Source organism: Ottowia cancrivicina (genome assembly GCF_029813755.1).
GTDB classification, from domain to species: domain Bacteria; phylum Pseudomonadota; class Gammaproteobacteria; order Burkholderiales; family Burkholderiaceae_C; genus Ottowia; species Ottowia massiliensis.
The window spans coordinates 1-15,548 of the sequence record NZ_JARVII010000003.1 but is presented as its reverse complement, the minus strand read 5'-3'; the positions used below and the strand labels follow the sequence as shown (position 1 = coordinate 15,548).

Sequence of the window (15,548 nt, the reverse complement as noted above, 5' to 3'; positions counted from 1 at the left end):
GAGAAAAGGGCGCCGCGCGCGCCCTTTTTTTCGTGTCTGTGAACAGGTTCTGAAAAGCAGGGGGCTTCAGACCATGTCCGCCGACAGCCCGGCCGTCTGGCTGAAGCCTGCGTCCACATAGGTGATTTCGGCCGTCACGCCTGCGGCCAGGTCGCTCAGCAAAAAGGCCGCCACGTTGCCCACGTCATCAATCGTCACGTTGCGGCGCAGCGGCGCGGCGTCGGCCACGCGGCCCAGCAGCTTGCCAAAGTCCTTGATGCCGCTGGCCGCCAGCGTCTTGATGGGGCCGGCGCTGATGCCGTTCACGCGCACGCAGCGGCCATCGGCCGTGCGGCCCAGCGCCTCGGCCAGATAGCGCACCGCCGCTTCCAGACTGGCCTTGGCCAGCCCCATCGTGTTGTAGTTGGGAATGGCGCGCAGCGCGCCCAGATAGCTCAGCGTCAGCAGCGCCGAGCGGTCGTTCAGATACGGCAGCGCTGCCTTGGCCATGGCGGCAAAGCTGTAGGCGCTGATGTCGTGCGCGATGCGAAAGCCCTCGCGCGACAGGCCATCCAGAAAATTGCCCGCAATCGCCTCGCGCGGCGCAAAGCTGATGGAGTGCACAAAGCCGTCAAACCGGCCCCAGGCCGCGCCCAGATCGGCGAACAGGCGCTCAATCTGCGCGTCATCGGCCACGTCGCAGTCAAACACCAGCTCGCTGCCGAACTCGGCGGCGAACTCGGTGATGCGCCCCTTGAACTTCTCGCCCACGTAGCTGAAGGCCAGCTCGGCGCCTTGCGCGCGGCAGGCGCGGGCAATACCGTAGGCAATGGAGCGGTTGGACAAAACGCCGGTCACGAGCAGCTTCTTGCCCGCCAGAAAACCCTGTGTCATGAATGAAAACTCCGGTGAGTGCGTGTGAGACAGAATCCGCGAATGTATCGAATCCGCCGCTTTGCACGGGCCTGCGCGGGGCTGACTCTGATTGCTCTGCTGGCCGCCCCCGCCGCCTTCGCCGCCCACGGCTACGCCCTGTGGGGCGAGCTGAAATACCCGCCCGGCTTTGCCCATTTCGACTACGTGAATGCCGACGCGCCCAAGGGCGGCGAGCTGCGGCTGGTCAGCAGCTTTCGCGTGTCCACTTTCGATAAATACAACCCCTTCACCCTCAAAGGCACGGCGCCTGCGTATCTGGATGACTTGCTGTTTGACACCCTGCTCATCGGCTCGCTGGACGAAGCGGGCAGCGCCTACGGCCTGCTGGCCGAAGATGTGGAGGTGGCGCCCGACCGCCTTTCGGCCACTTTCCGCCTGCGGCCGCAGGCGCGCTTTCACAACGGCGACCCGGTGCTGGCCGCAGATGTCAAGCACAGTTTTGACACCCTCACCGGCCCCCACGCCCGCCCCGCTTACGCCACTTTGATGGCCGATGTGGCGGGCGCTGACGCGCTGGATGAGCGCACCGTGCGCTTTCGCTTCAAAAAGCCCTCGCGCGAGCTGCCCCTGACCGTGGGCGCGCTGCCCGTGTTCAGCCGCCAATGGGGCCAGGGCAAGCCCTTCAATGAAGTGGTGATGGAGCCGCCCATTGGCAGCGGCCCCTACCGTATCGGCCCCGTTCGCTTTGGCAAAGACATCACCTACGTGCGCGACCCCGCTTACTGGGGGCGCGATCTGAACGTGCGGCGCGGCACGGGCCATTTCGACCGCATCCTCGTCAAGATTTACCGCGACAACACCGCCCGGCTGGAAGCCTTCAAGGCGGGCGAGTTCGACCTGATGCGCGTGTTCTCCGCTGGCGACTGGGCGCGGCGCATGAGCGGCAAGCGCTTTGCCACGGGCGAGCTGGTCAAAGGCAGCTTTCGCCACCGGCTGCCCACCGGCTTTCAAAGCTACGTGCTCAACAGCCGCCGCCCAGCCCTGCAAGATGCGCGCGTGCGGCAGGCGCTGGGCCTGGCGCTGGACTATGAGTGGATGAACCGGCGCTTTTTCTACGGCAGCTACAACCGCGTCAAGGGCCTGTTCGGCAACACAGAATGCGCCGCCGAGGGCCTGCCTGACGCCGCCCAGCTGGCCCTGATGGAGCCGCTGCGCGCTCAAATTCCCGCCGCCGCCTTCGGAGCCGCCTTCGAGCCGCCGCGCACCGACCGCCCCGAAGACGGCCCCCACGGCCTGCGCCACAACCTGCGCCGCGCCCAGGCGCTGCTGGCCGAGGCCGGCTGGCGGCCCGACGCCAGCGGCTGGCTGCGCAACGCGCAAGGCCAGCCCCTGGCGCTGGAATACCTGGACAGCAGCGAAGCAGGCGCGCGCGTGGTGGGCGCGTGGCAGCGCAATCTGGAAAAAATCGGCGTGCGCCTGAGCCTGCGCGCCGTCGATTTCGCCCTTTACCAGCAGCGGCTGGACCGGTTTGACTTTGACATCACGTCGCTGGCCTATGCCGGCGCCGCCTTGCCAGGGCAGGAAATGGCCGAGCTTTTCGGCAGCGCCGCTGCCCGTGCCGAAGGCTCGGGCAACTACCCCGGCGCCGCCAGCGCCGCCATTGATGAGCTGATTGCCCGCATGGTCGGCGCGCGCGGGCACGCGGACTACCTGGCCGCCTGCCGGGCGCTGGAGCGCGTCATCACCCACAGCCACTACCTGCTGCCCCAGTGGTATTCGCCCGTGCACAACATGGCCTACAACGCCTGGCGCCTGCACCCGCCCGCCGTCACGCCCGCCTACTTTCAGGCCGAAACCTGGGCCATCTGGACGTGGTGGGCGCGCAGCGCCGAAGCGGCAGCCAGCCCGCGCGGCGCGCCATGAAGGCGGCCTGCCTGCCCCGGCGGGCGGCGGCTGGCATTTTGCCGCTTCGGCCGGGCCGCAGGCCGTGAGCGGAAAGAGTTATTACGCTCTGCTTTCAATAGCGTAATGTCCTAGTGAAATGGGCGCAAGAACCGGTTTTGATCCCTTCAAATTTGCTCCTCTTTTTGATGTGAAATGAAGGGCTGCGCGCTCCCAAACCAGCTGCGCATCGCGGCAGCGCCTGCGCAGGGATGCGCCAGCGCCGTGGGTGCGGGCGAGGAAAGCAGAACCTGCTCGCGGCCTGCTTATGCAGGGCGCATGGAAAGCGCCCGCGCTGCAGGCCCAGGGCGGACGCAGGGATGAAAGGGAGAGCCGAGCCAGCGGGGCGGCCTCAGCCATGCCGCATGGCATTAAAAAAAGGAGCTAATTTGATAGGGTTGAAAGGCCATTTCGCGCATGCTCCACTAGGACCTCATGCTATGGAACAAGGAGCTAAAAAGAGGCGAAACTCCTGGCCTGGCCCGATTCGTTTTTCCGCCCCTGACGGTCAGGCGAGCCAGCAGGGCGCACCGCTGGCCAGATGGGGCCGCCGCGCGACGGCCTATCCGCGCAATGGCGGCGCGAGGCGGGCGGCCCCGCGTCCGGATCAGGGCATCAGGGGTGGTTTTTCGCCGTGCTCATAGACGGCGTAGGCGCGGCCCACGATCAGGGAATCGAGCTTGCCGATCTGCGTGACGTCCTTGTTGGTATAGGGCAGCTTGTGCAGCACGTAGCGCATGGCGTTCAGGCGGGCGCGCTTTTTGCAGTCGCTCTTGATCACGATCCACGGGCTGTCGGCGGTGTCGGTCTCGAAGAACATGGCTTCCTTGGCGCGGGTGTAGTCGTCCCACTTGTCGAGGCTGGCCTTGTCGATGGGGCTGAGCTTCCACTGCTTGAGCGGGTGCGCCCTGCGCTCGGCAAAGCGGCGGCGCTGCTCTTCCTGGCTCACACTGAACCAGAACTTGATGAGGTGAATGCCCGAGTGCACGAGATGGCGCTCGAATTCGGGGGCCTGGCGCATGAATTCGCGGTATTCGTCATTGGTGCAAAAGCCCATCACGCGCTCCACGCCCGCGCGGTTGTACCAGCTGCGGTCAAACAGCACGATTTCGCCATGCGTGGGCAGGTGCTGCACGTAGCGCTGGAAGTACCACTGGCCGCGCTCGGCGTCGGTGGGCTTTTCAAGGGCGACCACGCGCGCGCCGCGCGGGTTGAGGTGCTCCATGAAGCGCTTGATGGTGCCGCCCTTGCCAGCGGCGTCGCGCCCTTCAAAGAGGATGACGATGCGCTGGCCGTTTTCCTTGGCCCAGGCTTGCAGCTTGAGCAGCTCCACTTGCAGGCGGAATTTCTGCTTTTCGTAGGTGCTGCGGCGCAGCAGGTTCTTGTAGGGGTAGCCGCCTTCGCGCCAGTCATCGGCCAGCTCCTCGTCAGGATTGACCTTGCCCGGCGAGAGGGTGGCGTGGCGCTCCAGCGCCTTGCGCAGCGCGCGCTGATCGTCGGGCGATGCGCCTTCGATGAGGGCGCGCAGCGCCTTGGCGCGCTCGGCGGGCGTGCCGGGCGCCTGCGGGTCAATCAGGCCCTGCGCGGCGGAAACCAGCGTGTCTTGCGCGGCAACAGCGCTTTTGCGGGCCACGAAGTTTTCAATGTCCTTGCGTTGCAGCGAGGGCGGTGTGTCGCCCGCAGCGGCGGGCCGCACTTCGGGCGCGCGCCTGCCGGTTTTGGCGGCTGCCGGCTGGGCCGCCTTGGCTGCCGGCGCGCTCTTGCCGCTCTTGGCCTTGGCGGCCTGGGGTTTCTGTGCATCGTCTCGTGCCATCGTTTTTATGCTCCTTCAGGTATCAAAAATTTTGAACTATGTGCCTGTTCACGCGGGCGCGCCTTGATGTTTGATAAGACCGCCCGCCTCAGTGTTGCCGCGCAGCAAAAGAGAAAACGGCAGGAGCGCCGCTGCAAGCGGCAGTGCGTTCATTTGCATCAAAACAAGAGCAGACCTAACAGGGTAAAAAATGCGTTTGGCGCAGATTCCATCAGGACATCATGCTATGTATAGAGTAGCGAATAACACTGTGGCCTGACAAGAATTTGCGGCGCCCACGAGCGCCCGGGTCCGCGCTTTTCACGCCCACGGCGTGGCTTTGAACAGGCCCTCAGGCTTGCGGATCGGCCTTGCGGCTGCGGCCATTGCGGCGGCTGCCTGTCTGCGGCTGGGCGGTCGCCTGCTGCAGGCGGATGGTGGCGACCAGGCCGGTGCCTTCCAGGCTGTTGGTCAGGCGCAGCAGGCCGCCCATGTTCTGCACCATCTTGACGACGATGGACAGGCCCAGGCCCGCGCCGGTGGCTTCGGTGCGGGCACTGTCGCCACGGAAGAACGGGCGGGTGAGCTTGGGCAGGTTGTCGGCGGAGACGCCGGGGCCGTGGTCGCGCACGCGCACAAAAACGCGCCCTTCGTGCAAGTTGGTGCTGATGTCCACGGTGGTGATGCCGGTGCCGGGCGTTTTGCCGTAGCGGCGGGCGTTTTCGATGAGGTTGGAGAACACGCGGCCCAGCTCCACTTCGTCAGCCATGACACGCAAATCCAGCGGAATGGTGGCGTTGATGCGGATGTCTTCCCGGGTGCTGAAGGGGTAGATGCAGCCTTCAATGACTTCGGCCAGGCTGACAGGGTGCATTTCCACTTCTTCAGGGCGGGCGTAGTCGAGAAATTTGTTGATGATGGAGTCCACCTGCGCGATGTCGGCGGCCATGTGCTCGCGGGCCTGTTCGTCGGGCACGCTCATTTCGGTTTCCAGCCGCAGGCGGGCCAGCGGGGTGCGCAAGTCGTGCGAGATGCCGGCGAGCATGCGGGCGCGGTCCAGCTCAATCTGCGAGAGCTGGTCGGCCATGCGGTTGAAGCCGACATTGACTTCCCGCACTTCGCGCGAGGCCACGTTTTCTTCCAGCCGGTGGCCTACGTAGTCGCCGCTGCGCACGCTGGCGGCGGCCACGGCCAGGTCTTTGAGCGGGCGGTTGATCAGGCGCGCCAGCAAGGCAGCGCCCACCAGGGAGGTGGCGCACAGGCCCACGATCCACAGCAGCCAGGCGCCGCCGCCCAGCACAGCGCTCACGCGCGAGCGGTCCATGAGCAGCCAGTAGGAGTCGCCCTCGATGGAAAAGCCGACCCACAGGCCCGGCTCGTCATTGACGCGGCTGGCCACGAGGGTGCCGGGGCCAAGGCGCGCCACGAGTTCCTCGCTGATGCGCTGCTCCAGGGGACTGTTGTCAAAGAGGGTGAAGCGGTCATCAGGCTCGTGCGGAGCGATGCGCACTTTTTCCTGCTCGGCCAGCGTTTTGATGAGAGAGATGCGGGCGATGGCGTCGGAGTGGATGAGCGCGGCGCGCGAGAGATTGACCAGCGAGGCGACCTGCCGCGCGCTTTGGATGGCGCGCGGTTCGTGCTCCAGCGTGCGAAAAAGCTGATACCACGCCAGGGCGCTGCCCAGCAGCATCAGCGCCAGCAAAAAGAAGGTGCGCCAGAAAAGGCTCAGGCCCGTGCCGGAGCGCCTGCGCTTGCGGCGCGCCGGGCTTTTCTGGGGAGAAGAAGCGGACGGCGGCAGCCCTTCCAGCGGCATGCTCATGGAATCGAACAATTCGGCGCTGTCAGACATGTGCGGGTTTGGGAAAGAAAGGCATACAAAAATGGCCCGCCGTGTTTCCTTGGCAGGCCAGAGCGGACAAAGCGCGCGGTCAGCGCAAATCAGTTGGCGCCGTCGGGCACGAAAACGTAGCCCACGCCCCACACTGTCTGGATATAGCGCGGGCTGGCCGGGTCTTGCTCAATGAGCTTGCGCAGGCGGGAAATCTGCACGTCCAGGCTGCGGTCGAACGGCTCGAATTCGCGGCCGCGCGCCAGCTGGGCGAGTTTTTCGCGCGACAGCGGCTGGCGCGGATGGCGCACCAGCGCTTTGAGCATGGCGAATTCGCCCGTGGTCAGGGAGATTTCAACGCCGTTTTTGTGCAGCGAGCGGGCGCTCAGATCGAACACGAAGGGGCCGAAGCTCACCGACTCGCTCTCGGCAGCGGGCGCGCCAGGCGCTTCCAGCGGCGGGCGGCGGCGCAGCACGGCGTGAATGCGCGCGAGCAGCTCACGCGGATTGAAGGGCTTGCCCAGGTAGTCATCCGCGCCCACTTCCAGGCCCACGATGCGGTCCACGTCCTCGCCCTTGGCCGTGAGCATGATGATGGGCGTTTTGTCGCCCGCAGCGCGCAGGCGGCGGCAGACAGACAGGCCGTCTTCGCCAGGCATCATCAAATCAAGCACGATCAGGTCCACGGCATCGCGCAGCATGATGCGTGACAGCGCCTTGGCGTCTTCGGCCACGATCACTTCAAAGCCTTCCTGCGCCAGATAACGGCGCAGCAGGTCACGAATGCGGGCGTCATCATCAACAACCACGATCTTGTCGGTGCGATTGGCGAGCTGGTTCATGATTCTCCTGAGGTCGAATTTGTAACGGTGGCGATTGTGGCCTTGACAAAACGCGAAAAACGGAGTTTTGCCGCCCGGATTTCACTGTGTTACGTCTGTTGCCACTGACCGGCCATGCCGGGGAGTGGCAAATGCGGGCGTTTGTGCGAAGCTCCGCTGCGCCATGTCAGCAGTCCGTTCAATCCTCTTGTTCGCCTTCATCTGGCCCGCCAGCCCTTGCTGGGCGCAGCCAGCAGGCGAAGGCGCGCCTGGCGTTCAGCGCAGCGACTTGTGGAACAGCATTGAAGCGCATTACCGCACGCCTGCCGCCATACAGCGCGCCACGCAGCGCCGCCTTTCCGCCGAAGAGCGCGCCTTGCTGCGAGAACAGGTGCGCGGCTACACGGCGCACGACGCTGCCCACATGGCAGCCCAGATGGCCGCGCACATGACTCCAGCGGCCCCGCCATCTGCAGCTGCCGGTAGCGCCAATGGCGCCGTGGTTTCCATGCCAATAGCTACGGGTGAAGCGCCGCCTGCGTTGGCAACGCTTCAAGTGCCGGCGTCAGTCGGCAGCGCAAGCAGCACGGACTGAGTTTTCGCGTTTTTTCCCCTTGCCGCCGGGTTCTGGCGGCTTTTTTTCATCTTTTCAATCTCATGACCTCTTCCCGACTCTCGCCTGCCACGCGCCTCGGACTGTGCGCCGCCCTGCTCGCGTTGGCCGCTGCGGCGCAGGCTGAAACCCGCCCAATGACCATGACCGCTCCCCAGAACGTTCTCCAGCTGGCTGCCCAGGGCAGCGTTGAAGTCCGACAGGACTTGCTCATGCTGACGCTCTCCGCCGACCGCGAAGGCGCTTCTGCCGCTCAGGTGCAGGAAAACCTGCGCGCGGCACTGGACGCCGCCTTGTCAGAAGCCAGAAAAACCGCCGAACCTCAGCAAATGGACGTGCAAACGGGCGAATTCAGCGTGATTCCCCGCTATGACCGCAACAACAAGATCAGCGGCTGGCAGGGCCGCGCCTCGGTGCTGCTGCAAGGGCGCGACTTTCCGCGCATTACCGCAGCGGCGGCGCGCGTGAGCGCCATGACGGTTTCCCATGTGGAGTTCGACCTGAGCCGCGAGCAGCGCGCCAAGGCGCAGACCGAAGCGCAGAAGCAGGCCATTGATGCCTTCAAGGCGCGCGCCGCCGAAATCACCCGCGCCTTTGGTTTTGCCAGCTACACCCTGCGCGAAGTGAGCGTGGGCAATGAAAACGATGAATTCATGCCGCGCGCCATGTATGCGGCGGCGCCTGAATCAGCCAGCCTGCTGAGCAAAAAGGCCGCTGTGGCCGTAGAGCCAGGAACCAGCACGGTGCGCGTAACGGTTTCCGGCTCGGTGCAGGCGCAGTAATTCGTTTTGTCTTAAACCTGTTCAGAGTCTGGCCGAGAGGGGCGAAAGAGCAGATCGGGATAAGCCGCAAGGCGCAAACCGCTTGAGTCCACGCTTTTGTGCCCGCAGGCAGATTGCAAATAGGCTTTTAAAAAAGGAGCGAATTCAGGGCATCTGAAATGCCGCCTCGCGCCCTTTCCACTAGGACCTCATGCTATTGATAAAGGAGCGAAATAAGCCCGCCTTCCGCCTGCCTGGACTGCCTTCCTTTGCGAGCGGGCGCTGCACAGGCGCCGGGCGACCGCTCAATGCAGCGCCTTGTAGATGGCCTCGGCCAGGGTGCGGGAGATGCCTTCCACGGTAGCGAGGTCGTCCACGCTGGCGTTTTCCACGCCGCGCGCGCCGCCAAAGCGTTGCAGCAGGCGCGCGCGGCGGCGGGGGCCGATGCCGGGAATTTCTTCAATGCGGCTGCCGCCCACACGGGTTTTGGCGCGCGCGGCGCGCATGCCGGTGATGGCAAAGCGGTGGGCTTCATCACGGATTTGCGCCACCAGCATGAGCGCGGCGCTGTCGTGGCCCAGCCAGACCTTGGGGCGGCCATCGGCAAAGACCAGCTCCTCCAGGCCCACTTTGCGGCCTTCGCCTTTTTCCACGCCGACGATGCGCGAAAGCTCCAGCCCCAGCGCGGCGAACACCTCGCGCGCCACGGCAACCTGCCCTTTGCCGCCATCGACCAGCACCAGATCGGGCAGGCGCGCGCGCGCGGCTTCCACCTCTTGCGGCTCGTCGCCGTGCAGCGCCTGGGCCAGCTTGCCGTAGCGGCGCTCAAGCGCCTGGCGCATGGCGGCGTAGTCGTCGCCGCCGGTGATGCCTTCAATCTTGAAGCGGCGGTATTCGCTGCTTTGCATCTTGTGGTGGTGAAAGACCACGCAGCTGGCTTGCGTGGCCTCGCCAGCGGTGTGGCTGATGTCAAAACACTCGATGCGCAGGTTGTCCAGATCGTCATCAGGCAGGTTCAGCGCCTCGGCCAGGGCGCGGGTGCGGGCCTGCTGCGAGCCTTCTTCCGACAGCAGGCGGGCCAGTTGCAAGGCGGCGTTTTGCTCGGCCATTTGCAGCCACACGCGGCGCTGGCCGCGCGGCGCCCAGGTGGCGGTGATGCGGCGCTCTTCCTTGCCCGCCAGCGTGTCCAGCAGCGCAGCGGAAACGGGCGCGCTGGCAATCAGGTGCGCGGGCGCGGGCACGTGCAGGTAGTGCTGGGCGATGAAGGCATCGAGCACGCGCGCCTCGATGCTGTCGTGCCCGGCTTCGTCCAGCCGCTCGCCCGCCAGCGCGTCTTGCACTTGCGCGGGAAAGTAGGCGCGGTCGCCCAGGTGGCGGCCGCCGCGCACCATCGCCAGGTTCACGCACGCGCGGCCGCCTTGCACTTTCACGGCCAGAATGTCGGCGTCAGCCTCGCCGCCCGTTTCCACCGCCTGCTGGTGCAGCACGCGCGAGAGCGCGGCAATCTGGTCGCGCAGCACGGCGGCCTGCTCGAACTCCAGCGCCTCTGAATGCGCCGCCATGCGCGCTTGCAGCGATTGCAGCAGCGCCTGCGTTTCGCCGTGCAAAAACTGCCCGGCGCGCGCCACGTCCGCCGCGTAATCCTCATGGCTGATCAGGCGCACGCAAGGCGCGGTGCAGCGCTTGATTTGATAAAGCAGGCAAGGCCGCGTGCGATTGGCAAAAACCGAATCCTCACACGTGCGCAGCCGAAACACCTTTTGCAGCAGCTCGATGGTTTCTTTCACCGCCCAGGCATTCGGATAAGGGCCGAAATAGCGGTTTTTGCGATCCACTGCGCCACGGTAATAAGCCAGCCGCGCGTGCGCCAGCGCGCTGGGGGCCGCAGGCGGCGGCGTGTCTTTTTCATGCCCCGTGCCCGTCAGTTTGAGATAGGGGTAGCTTTTATCGTCGCGAAAAAGAATGTTGTATTTGGGCGCGAGCTGCTTGATCAGGTTGTTTTCCAGAATCAGCGCCTCGGCCTCGGAACGCACCACCGTCGTCTCCAGCCGCGCAATCTTGCTGACCATGTGGCCAATGCGCGTGCCGCCGTGGTTCTTTTGAAAATAGCTGGACACGCGCTTTTTCAGATTGCGCGCCTTGCCCACATAAAGCACCTGGCCCTTTTCGTCAAAGTAGCGGTACACCCCCGGCAGCGCCGGCAGCGCGGCCACCTGGGCCAGCAACTGCGGCGAGTGGGCGGCAGCGGCGGAAGATGAGGAAGAAAGCGCGTCAGACCCGGTCATTGGATGAAGTGTACGAAGGGGGCTGAAATGGCGGCGGCAGCAGGGACAAGCGTCCGGTTAGTTTGTGAAAATGACAATTGACAAGTTTTACGAACATATCAGCCATAAACGAAACATATATATTGCAAGGAATAAATATTACGTATAGCCTTCGGACTGCCCGAATGTCAGGGTTTTCATCAAGGAGCAGGCCATGAATGGAATATCCAGCACAGCCTCCCGCAGCAGCCTTCAATCCCTGCCCGATGCGCCCCAGCCGCAGCCCGCCGGCGCAGACAGCCCGCAGCCAGCCTCCAGCCCCTCCACGCCCGGCAACAGCCAAACGCTCACGCGGATGGCGCGCGATGCCCGCCCGCCCCTGGCTGGCCAGCAGCAAGCCACAGCGGCAACCGCCAAAGGCGCGGCAACCGGCGCCTCCCAGCTCAACATTGACGACAAAGGCCACGTCCAGCATGAAAGGGTGCTGCTGAAAACGGCAGCAGGGCGCGAAACCATCAGCCCGAAGATTGAGCGTATGGAAATGCCAAAGGTGAATGGACTGATCATCTATCAGACCCAATCTCCTTCGGTCAATTCAACCTTGAACAGCTACGCACAGGACAAGGCCAATGGCGCCCACTTTCTGATTGACAAGGACGGAACCATTTACCAGACCGCTTCGCTGAATCCGTATGCAGGACGAAGAGCTGTTCAAAGCCATGCACAGGATTTAAAGGCCGTTTGAAAACGGCTTTATCCGTTTCAGGCAATATGAACACCCGCAAATTTTTCGTTACCGGAATCGCCAAAACCGTCAGCCTTGCCCTAAATTTCGCCCTATGGTTGGCCATTTTTATGGCGTTGGCCTGGGGCATACGCCACCGCCCGGCACAACAGTATGCCGAAGGCAACGAAATCAGCCCGCTGTTTGCCGTGGCCGTCCGCAACACGCAGGGCGAAATCCAAGCCCAACCGCTGAACCAATGGAAAAGCAGCGAAACCTTGGTGCGCGAAGACACCGTGTTGCGCGACCGCGAAGGCATCTACCTGCAACTGACCCGCCTGCCGTCCGACACGTTCGAGCTGTTTTACGCAAACAACCGATTGGATACCAATGCCTTTATGACTGCGCGCTACCGAATCGCCGCCGACAATAAAGTGATTCCCGTGTCATTCAAAGTGTGGAGCGTGGGACACGGATTTTTAGCGTTTTTACTGTCGTTTCCCATGTTTTTGCTTGTCAAGCGGCTGGTGTTGCGGCGGCGGTTGGGCAGGGAAAAGCAGCCTGCACCCCAAAATAGCCCGTAAAACATCAGACAACAAACCATGTAGGGCCACTCAGGAGCCGCTGCGCGCAAGAAAAAAGCTGCTCGCCTGAAGAAACGAAGCTGAATCAAAAACATGATCCAAGAGGAGAAGCCCAGCGGGAAAGGGAAAAACAGGCTGGCGACCGTTTTCCTTCCAATAGCGACTCCATTGGAATCGAACTGGCAGGTATGGCTTACAAGGCCAAAAATCATCAGGAAACCAGCAATCCGGATGGAAGCTTCAATTTCACCATCACCACTGGAAATGGCAAGACACTAAAATACGAAAATTTGTCAACAAACATTGCCGCTCAAATGCGAGAGGAGATAAGGATTAGTAAATTATCCACAGAAGAAGAACAAGTTCTCGTATTTGAACAGGTTACTGCAGAACAAAATACATCACTAAAATGGTTGATACAGCAACTTCGTAATGAGTTTTCAATACCAGAATCAGAAATTTTTGCTCATCCTATTGTGTCCCGTAAAACTGGGTCTGAAGCGCTTACCGCCCAATGGAAATGAGGCATGTATTAAGATGGGGCATATGCTTGTCAGCTATTTTGATTTCGGCCATCGAATCTCCGGCGCAACCGATATCAGAAAACTGCTCGGAAATCATGGAATACGAATCCACGATTTTGCTGTGTCCATCACCACTTCCACCTATTCGACGAATCCATATTGAAGGCAGTCACGGGCGCGGCAAAGAACTGCGAGAGCCTGATTGCAGTACTTTCAAGCCCGACATAGCCACGGTGCGGCGTTATTTTTCCAAAGCGCGGTTAATCAGCGAACGGGACTGGATGCACGAAATCGTCTGGGTTTCATGTAGAGCTCATGGTTCACTGGTGCTGGAAGATGGACGTAAAGCCTATTGGGGAATCAGCGCCGCTCGTTCTGCTAATGTCATCATCGAGGGTGAGCCAAAACAGAAAATATACCTATATTACCCGGAATGTGATTTTTCGCCATTCTGGCAATAATGCCAGGTGACTCGCGATGCCTTCATGATTTTCATGAAGGCATCTCTTTTAGATTTTGCGAAAAATGATCGGCCATTGTCATGTGATAATTCATCCCTTGATGTCCGCCCAAAAGCATGGATGGGTACAACCTGGATCGATATATTATATTATGATTTTTCTGCCCTGAAGTTAAAGCCGTGCTTCTGAAGTCTATGGCCCGTATTTTTATGATCATTCTTGATTCAGTGTGTCGGTTTTGGCCGGGTAAATACCAGAAGGCTGCTCGGAAACATCCGGATGCCGCTACGATGCAGCGCTATTTCTCAAAAGTGCGGCAAATCAGCGGCCAGGATTGGATGCATAGGTTAATCATGGTCCTATGTAGCGCTTCTGGCTCCATGACGCTGGAAGATGGCGCAAAGCGCGCTGGGAAATTAGACCCAGCCGCGCGGCTCTCATCAGAATTGATGGAGGGGCATACCAGGAATACTTCTTCTTTTGCTCGAAAGCGGATTGCGGTTTTCCGCCATTCTGGTAATGAAAATCGTCCCGGCGCATACCAGGCAGGCTGCATTTTTGCGGGTGATGAAAATTCTGGGCCAGCCATGCGCGGGGCCATTTTTGTTGCCCGTTTCTTATATTGGCATCACCGTTCATCATGGCAATAAAGGGCGCGCCCGATTGCCATTTGACAGGCCCGGAATTCCATGAATTTGACGGTTTCTGCCAAAGGGAAAATCAGCCAGCAGGCGCGGCCGCGTGAATTGGCCTGGGTTCTCCGCCATGTTGTCAGCGCGACGGTTTTCAGGAATGGCCATCAAAGATGGCTTGGCATACGCGTGCTGAAGAATCAATGCCTGCGGCGCTCCATCCGTATTGGCACGATGGTCAATTCCCGATACGCCAGTAATTGAATAGTTTACGTAGGTAGTCTATTTCACGTATACATGCAGCCGCTTGTCTTCCACCTTCGTTCTGCACAGGAGTTGCCATGCGACTGACGCCCATTGCGGCCCGGCCTATTGCGCCGCCTTCCCCCGCCGCCCTGCCCGAGCCTTCCGTCCCGCCTTCTCCCGCCGCAGGCCAAGGCGCACAGACGGATCTGACCCAGTTGCCGCTGCCGCTTTCCATTGCCAGCCAGATACCCGCCCGCGCCCGGAAGCCGGAACGCCAGCAGGGGCAGCAGGGGCAGCAGGAGCAGGCAGCCGCAAAAAGCGATCACGATGCGCCTTATGACTGGCACGATTCGCCAAGCTGCGATGACGGCGACGATGACTGGCGCAGAGACGGCGCTTCATCGCGCCGCGTGCGCAGGCATGGCGGCAGCGGCTGCGAAACCCTGACTTCACCCAGACTGCTGCCCGGTAACGGCAAGCCATCAAACAACGCCTCAGGCCCCATTGGCCCCACGCCGGGCAGCGGCTCGCCAGAGGACGGCACGCCAGGCGGCGGTTCAACAGGCGGCAGCTCGGCAGGCAGCGGCTCACCGGCGGGCCTGCCCAGCGGCGGCCCTGGCAACGCTCCCGGCTCGCAAGGCGGCAGTCCCGGGCCAACCGGCCGCGTGTTCGATTTCGACCCCGATGGCCGCTGGCGTCCTGATTTGCCCGCGCCCGGCCCCGTCAATACACCCCTGGTCCAGCTTGCGCCCCCGCTCTGGATCGGCCCTGGCGCCGTGGGCGGCGGCTTCCCGCTCGCGCCGCCGCCTGACACCTATGGCCCGCCCGGCTATGACCCGCGCCTTGAGAGGCCGCGCGGCACGCCAGGTTATGGCGAGGACTCACTGCCGCCCTTGCCCTCGCTGCTGCCGCAAATCCACATTCCGGCAGCCCCCGCGCCGCTGATCAACCCCTCTGCGCCGCCGCCAGACAGGGACGATCAGATGCGGGACAAAACGCCTTCCGAGATACTGGGCGGCAACCTTGAGGCTGCAGGCGTGCCAAGGCCGCCAGACACCGCCGCGCACCACATCGTGCCCTATGGCGACCGCCGCGCCCAGCGCATCCGCGACCTGCTGGGCAGCTTCAACCCGCCCATAGACCTGAATTCAGCGGCAAACGGTGTTTTCCTGCCCAGCCGGCCCGGCAGCACGGCGCCAGGGGCTTACCATCCGAGTTTGCATAGTGATGATTATTACAATGCAATAAACAGAGATTTAGGTCGCATTAATAATCGTGATAGAGCTGTCGATATACTGAACAGAATCCGCGAGAGCCTGCTAGACGGAACCTATCCCGGATCGAAACCAGCTCCCCCGAAAGAATGACATGCACATCCTGGAATGCAATTTCGACGGTTATGCTTCTTTTCTTTTCAAAGATGCCGAAGAAGAAGACAAATGGCTTAGCCCTCGCGATCGTTTTAATTTATTTGATGGCACGCCCCGCAATGGTAAATATCC

Annotated in this window: 15 protein-coding genes; 10 read left to right on the top strand and 5 right to left on the bottom strand. The window is 62.2% G+C overall.

Going from position 1 to position 15,548, the window contains the following annotated elements; translation table 11 throughout:
- Positions 1–66: 66 nt before the first annotated feature.
- Positions 67–873 (bottom strand): enoyl-ACP reductase FabI, encoded by an 807-nt coding sequence (fabI, locus tag QB898_RS02400; protein ID WP_102283095.1) that lies wholly within the window; start codon positions 871–873, stop codon positions 67–69.
- A 42-nt stretch (positions 874–915) separates the two neighbouring features.
- On the opposite strand from fabI, the gene QB898_RS02395 reads away from it, so the two are divergent.
- Entirely contained in the window at positions 916–2,778 is a 1,863-nt protein-coding gene (locus QB898_RS02395; protein ID WP_279523646.1) for an extracellular solute-binding protein, read from the top strand.
- Between the two features lie 625 nt (positions 2,779–3,403).
- On the opposite strand, the gene ppk2 is transcribed toward QB898_RS02395, so the two are convergent.
- The 3 genes from ppk2 to ompR form a co-directional block, all read right to left on the bottom strand.
- Positions 3,404–4,609: a polyphosphate kinase 2 gene (ppk2, locus tag QB898_RS02390; RefSeq protein WP_050715727.1), complete on the bottom strand. Its 1,206-nt coding sequence runs from the start codon at positions 4,607–4,609 to the stop codon at positions 3,404–3,406.
- 331 nt (positions 4,610–4,940) lie between these two features.
- Positions 4,941–6,401, bottom strand: coding sequence for an ATP-binding protein (locus QB898_RS02385; RefSeq protein WP_279523735.1), 1,461 nt, complete (start codon positions 6,399–6,401; stop codon positions 4,941–4,943).
- A gap of 125 nt (positions 6,402–6,526) precedes the next feature.
- Positions 6,527–7,258: an osmolarity response regulator transcription factor OmpR gene (gene ompR, locus QB898_RS02380; protein ID WP_050715726.1), complete on the bottom strand. Its 732-nt coding sequence runs from the start codon at positions 7,256–7,258 to the stop codon at positions 6,527–6,529.
- Positions 7,259–7,445: 187 nt separating this feature from the next.
- Between ompR and QB898_RS02375 the strand changes: the two genes are divergently transcribed.
- On the top strand, positions 7,446–7,832 hold the full coding sequence (locus QB898_RS02375; RefSeq protein WP_279523644.1) for a hypothetical protein: 387 nt from the start codon (positions 7,446–7,448) through the stop codon (positions 7,830–7,832).
- 62 nt (positions 7,833–7,894) lie between these two features.
- Positions 7,895–8,632 (top strand): SIMPL domain-containing protein, encoded by a 738-nt coding sequence (locus QB898_RS02370; protein ID WP_102283101.1) that lies wholly within the window; start codon positions 7,895–7,897, stop codon positions 8,630–8,632.
- Positions 8,633–8,916: 284 nt separating this feature from the next.
- Here QB898_RS02370 and uvrC read toward each other — a convergent pair whose 3' ends face one another.
- Positions 8,917–10,896: an excinuclease ABC subunit UvrC gene (gene uvrC / locus QB898_RS02365; RefSeq protein ID WP_279523643.1), complete on the bottom strand. Its 1,980-nt coding sequence runs from the start codon at positions 10,894–10,896 to the stop codon at positions 8,917–8,919.
- A gap of 334 nt (positions 10,897–11,230) precedes the next feature.
- Between uvrC and QB898_RS02360 the strand changes: the two genes are divergently transcribed.
- The 7 genes from QB898_RS02360 (at position 11,231) to QB898_RS02330 (ending at position 15,413) form a co-directional block, all read left to right on the top strand.
- A complete protein-coding gene (locus QB898_RS02360; RefSeq protein WP_279523642.1) occupies positions 11,231–11,620 on the top strand; it encodes a peptidoglycan recognition protein family protein in 390 nt (129 codons plus the stop codon).
- A 26-nt stretch (positions 11,621–11,646) separates the two neighbouring features.
- Positions 11,647–12,183, top strand: a complete 537-nt coding sequence (locus QB898_RS02355; protein ID WP_279523641.1) for a hypothetical protein — start codon at positions 11,647–11,649, stop codon at positions 12,181–12,183.
- Positions 12,184–12,371: 188 nt separating this feature from the next.
- Positions 12,372–12,707, top strand: coding sequence for a hypothetical protein (locus tag QB898_RS02350; protein WP_346429791.1), 336 nt, complete (start codon positions 12,372–12,374; stop codon positions 12,705–12,707).
- A 95-nt stretch (positions 12,708–12,802) separates the two neighbouring features.
- Positions 12,803–13,168 (top strand): hypothetical protein, encoded by a 366-nt coding sequence (locus QB898_RS02345; RefSeq protein WP_279523640.1) that lies wholly within the window; start codon positions 12,803–12,805, stop codon positions 13,166–13,168.
- A gap of 179 nt (positions 13,169–13,347) precedes the next feature.
- Positions 13,348–13,818 (top strand): hypothetical protein, encoded by a 471-nt coding sequence (locus QB898_RS02340; protein ID WP_279523639.1) that lies wholly within the window; start codon positions 13,348–13,350, stop codon positions 13,816–13,818.
- 39 nt (positions 13,819–13,857) lie between these two features.
- Positions 13,858–14,064, top strand: coding sequence for a hypothetical protein (locus tag QB898_RS02335; RefSeq protein ID WP_279523638.1), 207 nt, complete (start codon positions 13,858–13,860; stop codon positions 14,062–14,064).
- A 77-nt stretch (positions 14,065–14,141) separates the two neighbouring features.
- Positions 14,142–15,413 (top strand): AHH domain-containing protein, encoded by a 1,272-nt coding sequence (locus QB898_RS02330; RefSeq protein WP_279523637.1) that lies wholly within the window; start codon positions 14,142–14,144, stop codon positions 15,411–15,413.
- Positions 15,414–15,548 lie beyond the last annotated feature (135 nt).

Bases quoted from the DNA above. Each gene is read 5' to 3' on its own strand.
- QB898_RS02330 (WP_279523637.1), top strand. From the start codon at position 14,142: ATGCGACTGACGCCCATTGCGGCCCGGCCTATTGCGCCGCCTTCCCCC.
- QB898_RS02395 (WP_279523646.1), top strand. From the start codon at position 916: ATGTATCGAATCCGCCGCTTTGCACGGGCCTGCGCGGGGCTGACTCTG.
- ompR (WP_050715726.1), bottom strand. From the start codon at position 7,258: ATGAACCAGCTCGCCAATCGCACCGACAAGATCGTGGTTGTTGATGAT.
- uvrC (WP_279523643.1), bottom strand. From the start codon at position 10,896: ATGACCGGGTCTGACGCGCTTTCTTCCTCATCTTCCGCCGCTGCCGCC.
- QB898_RS02360 (WP_279523642.1), top strand. From the start codon at position 11,231: ATGGCGCGCGATGCCCGCCCGCCCCTGGCTGGCCAGCAGCAAGCCACA.
- QB898_RS02370 (WP_102283101.1), top strand. From the start codon at position 7,895: ATGACCTCTTCCCGACTCTCGCCTGCCACGCGCCTCGGACTGTGCGCC.
- QB898_RS02345 (WP_279523640.1), top strand. From the start codon at position 12,803: ATGGAATACGAATCCACGATTTTGCTGTGTCCATCACCACTTCCACCT.
- fabI (WP_102283095.1), bottom strand. From the start codon at position 873: ATGACACAGGGTTTTCTGGCGGGCAAGAAGCTGCTCGTGACCGGCGTT.
- QB898_RS02335 (WP_279523638.1), top strand. From the start codon at position 13,858: ATGAATTTGACGGTTTCTGCCAAAGGGAAAATCAGCCAGCAGGCGCGG.
- ppk2 (WP_050715727.1), bottom strand. From the start codon at position 4,609: ATGGCACGAGACGATGCACAGAAACCCCAGGCCGCCAAGGCCAAGAGC.
- QB898_RS02355 (WP_279523641.1), top strand. From the start codon at position 11,647: ATGAACACCCGCAAATTTTTCGTTACCGGAATCGCCAAAACCGTCAGC.
- QB898_RS02350 (WP_346429791.1), top strand. From the start codon at position 12,372: ATGGCTTACAAGGCCAAAAATCATCAGGAAACCAGCAATCCGGATGGA.
- QB898_RS02385 (WP_279523735.1), bottom strand. From the start codon at position 6,401: ATGCCGCTGGAAGGGCTGCCGCCGTCCGCTTCTTCTCCCCAGAAAAGC.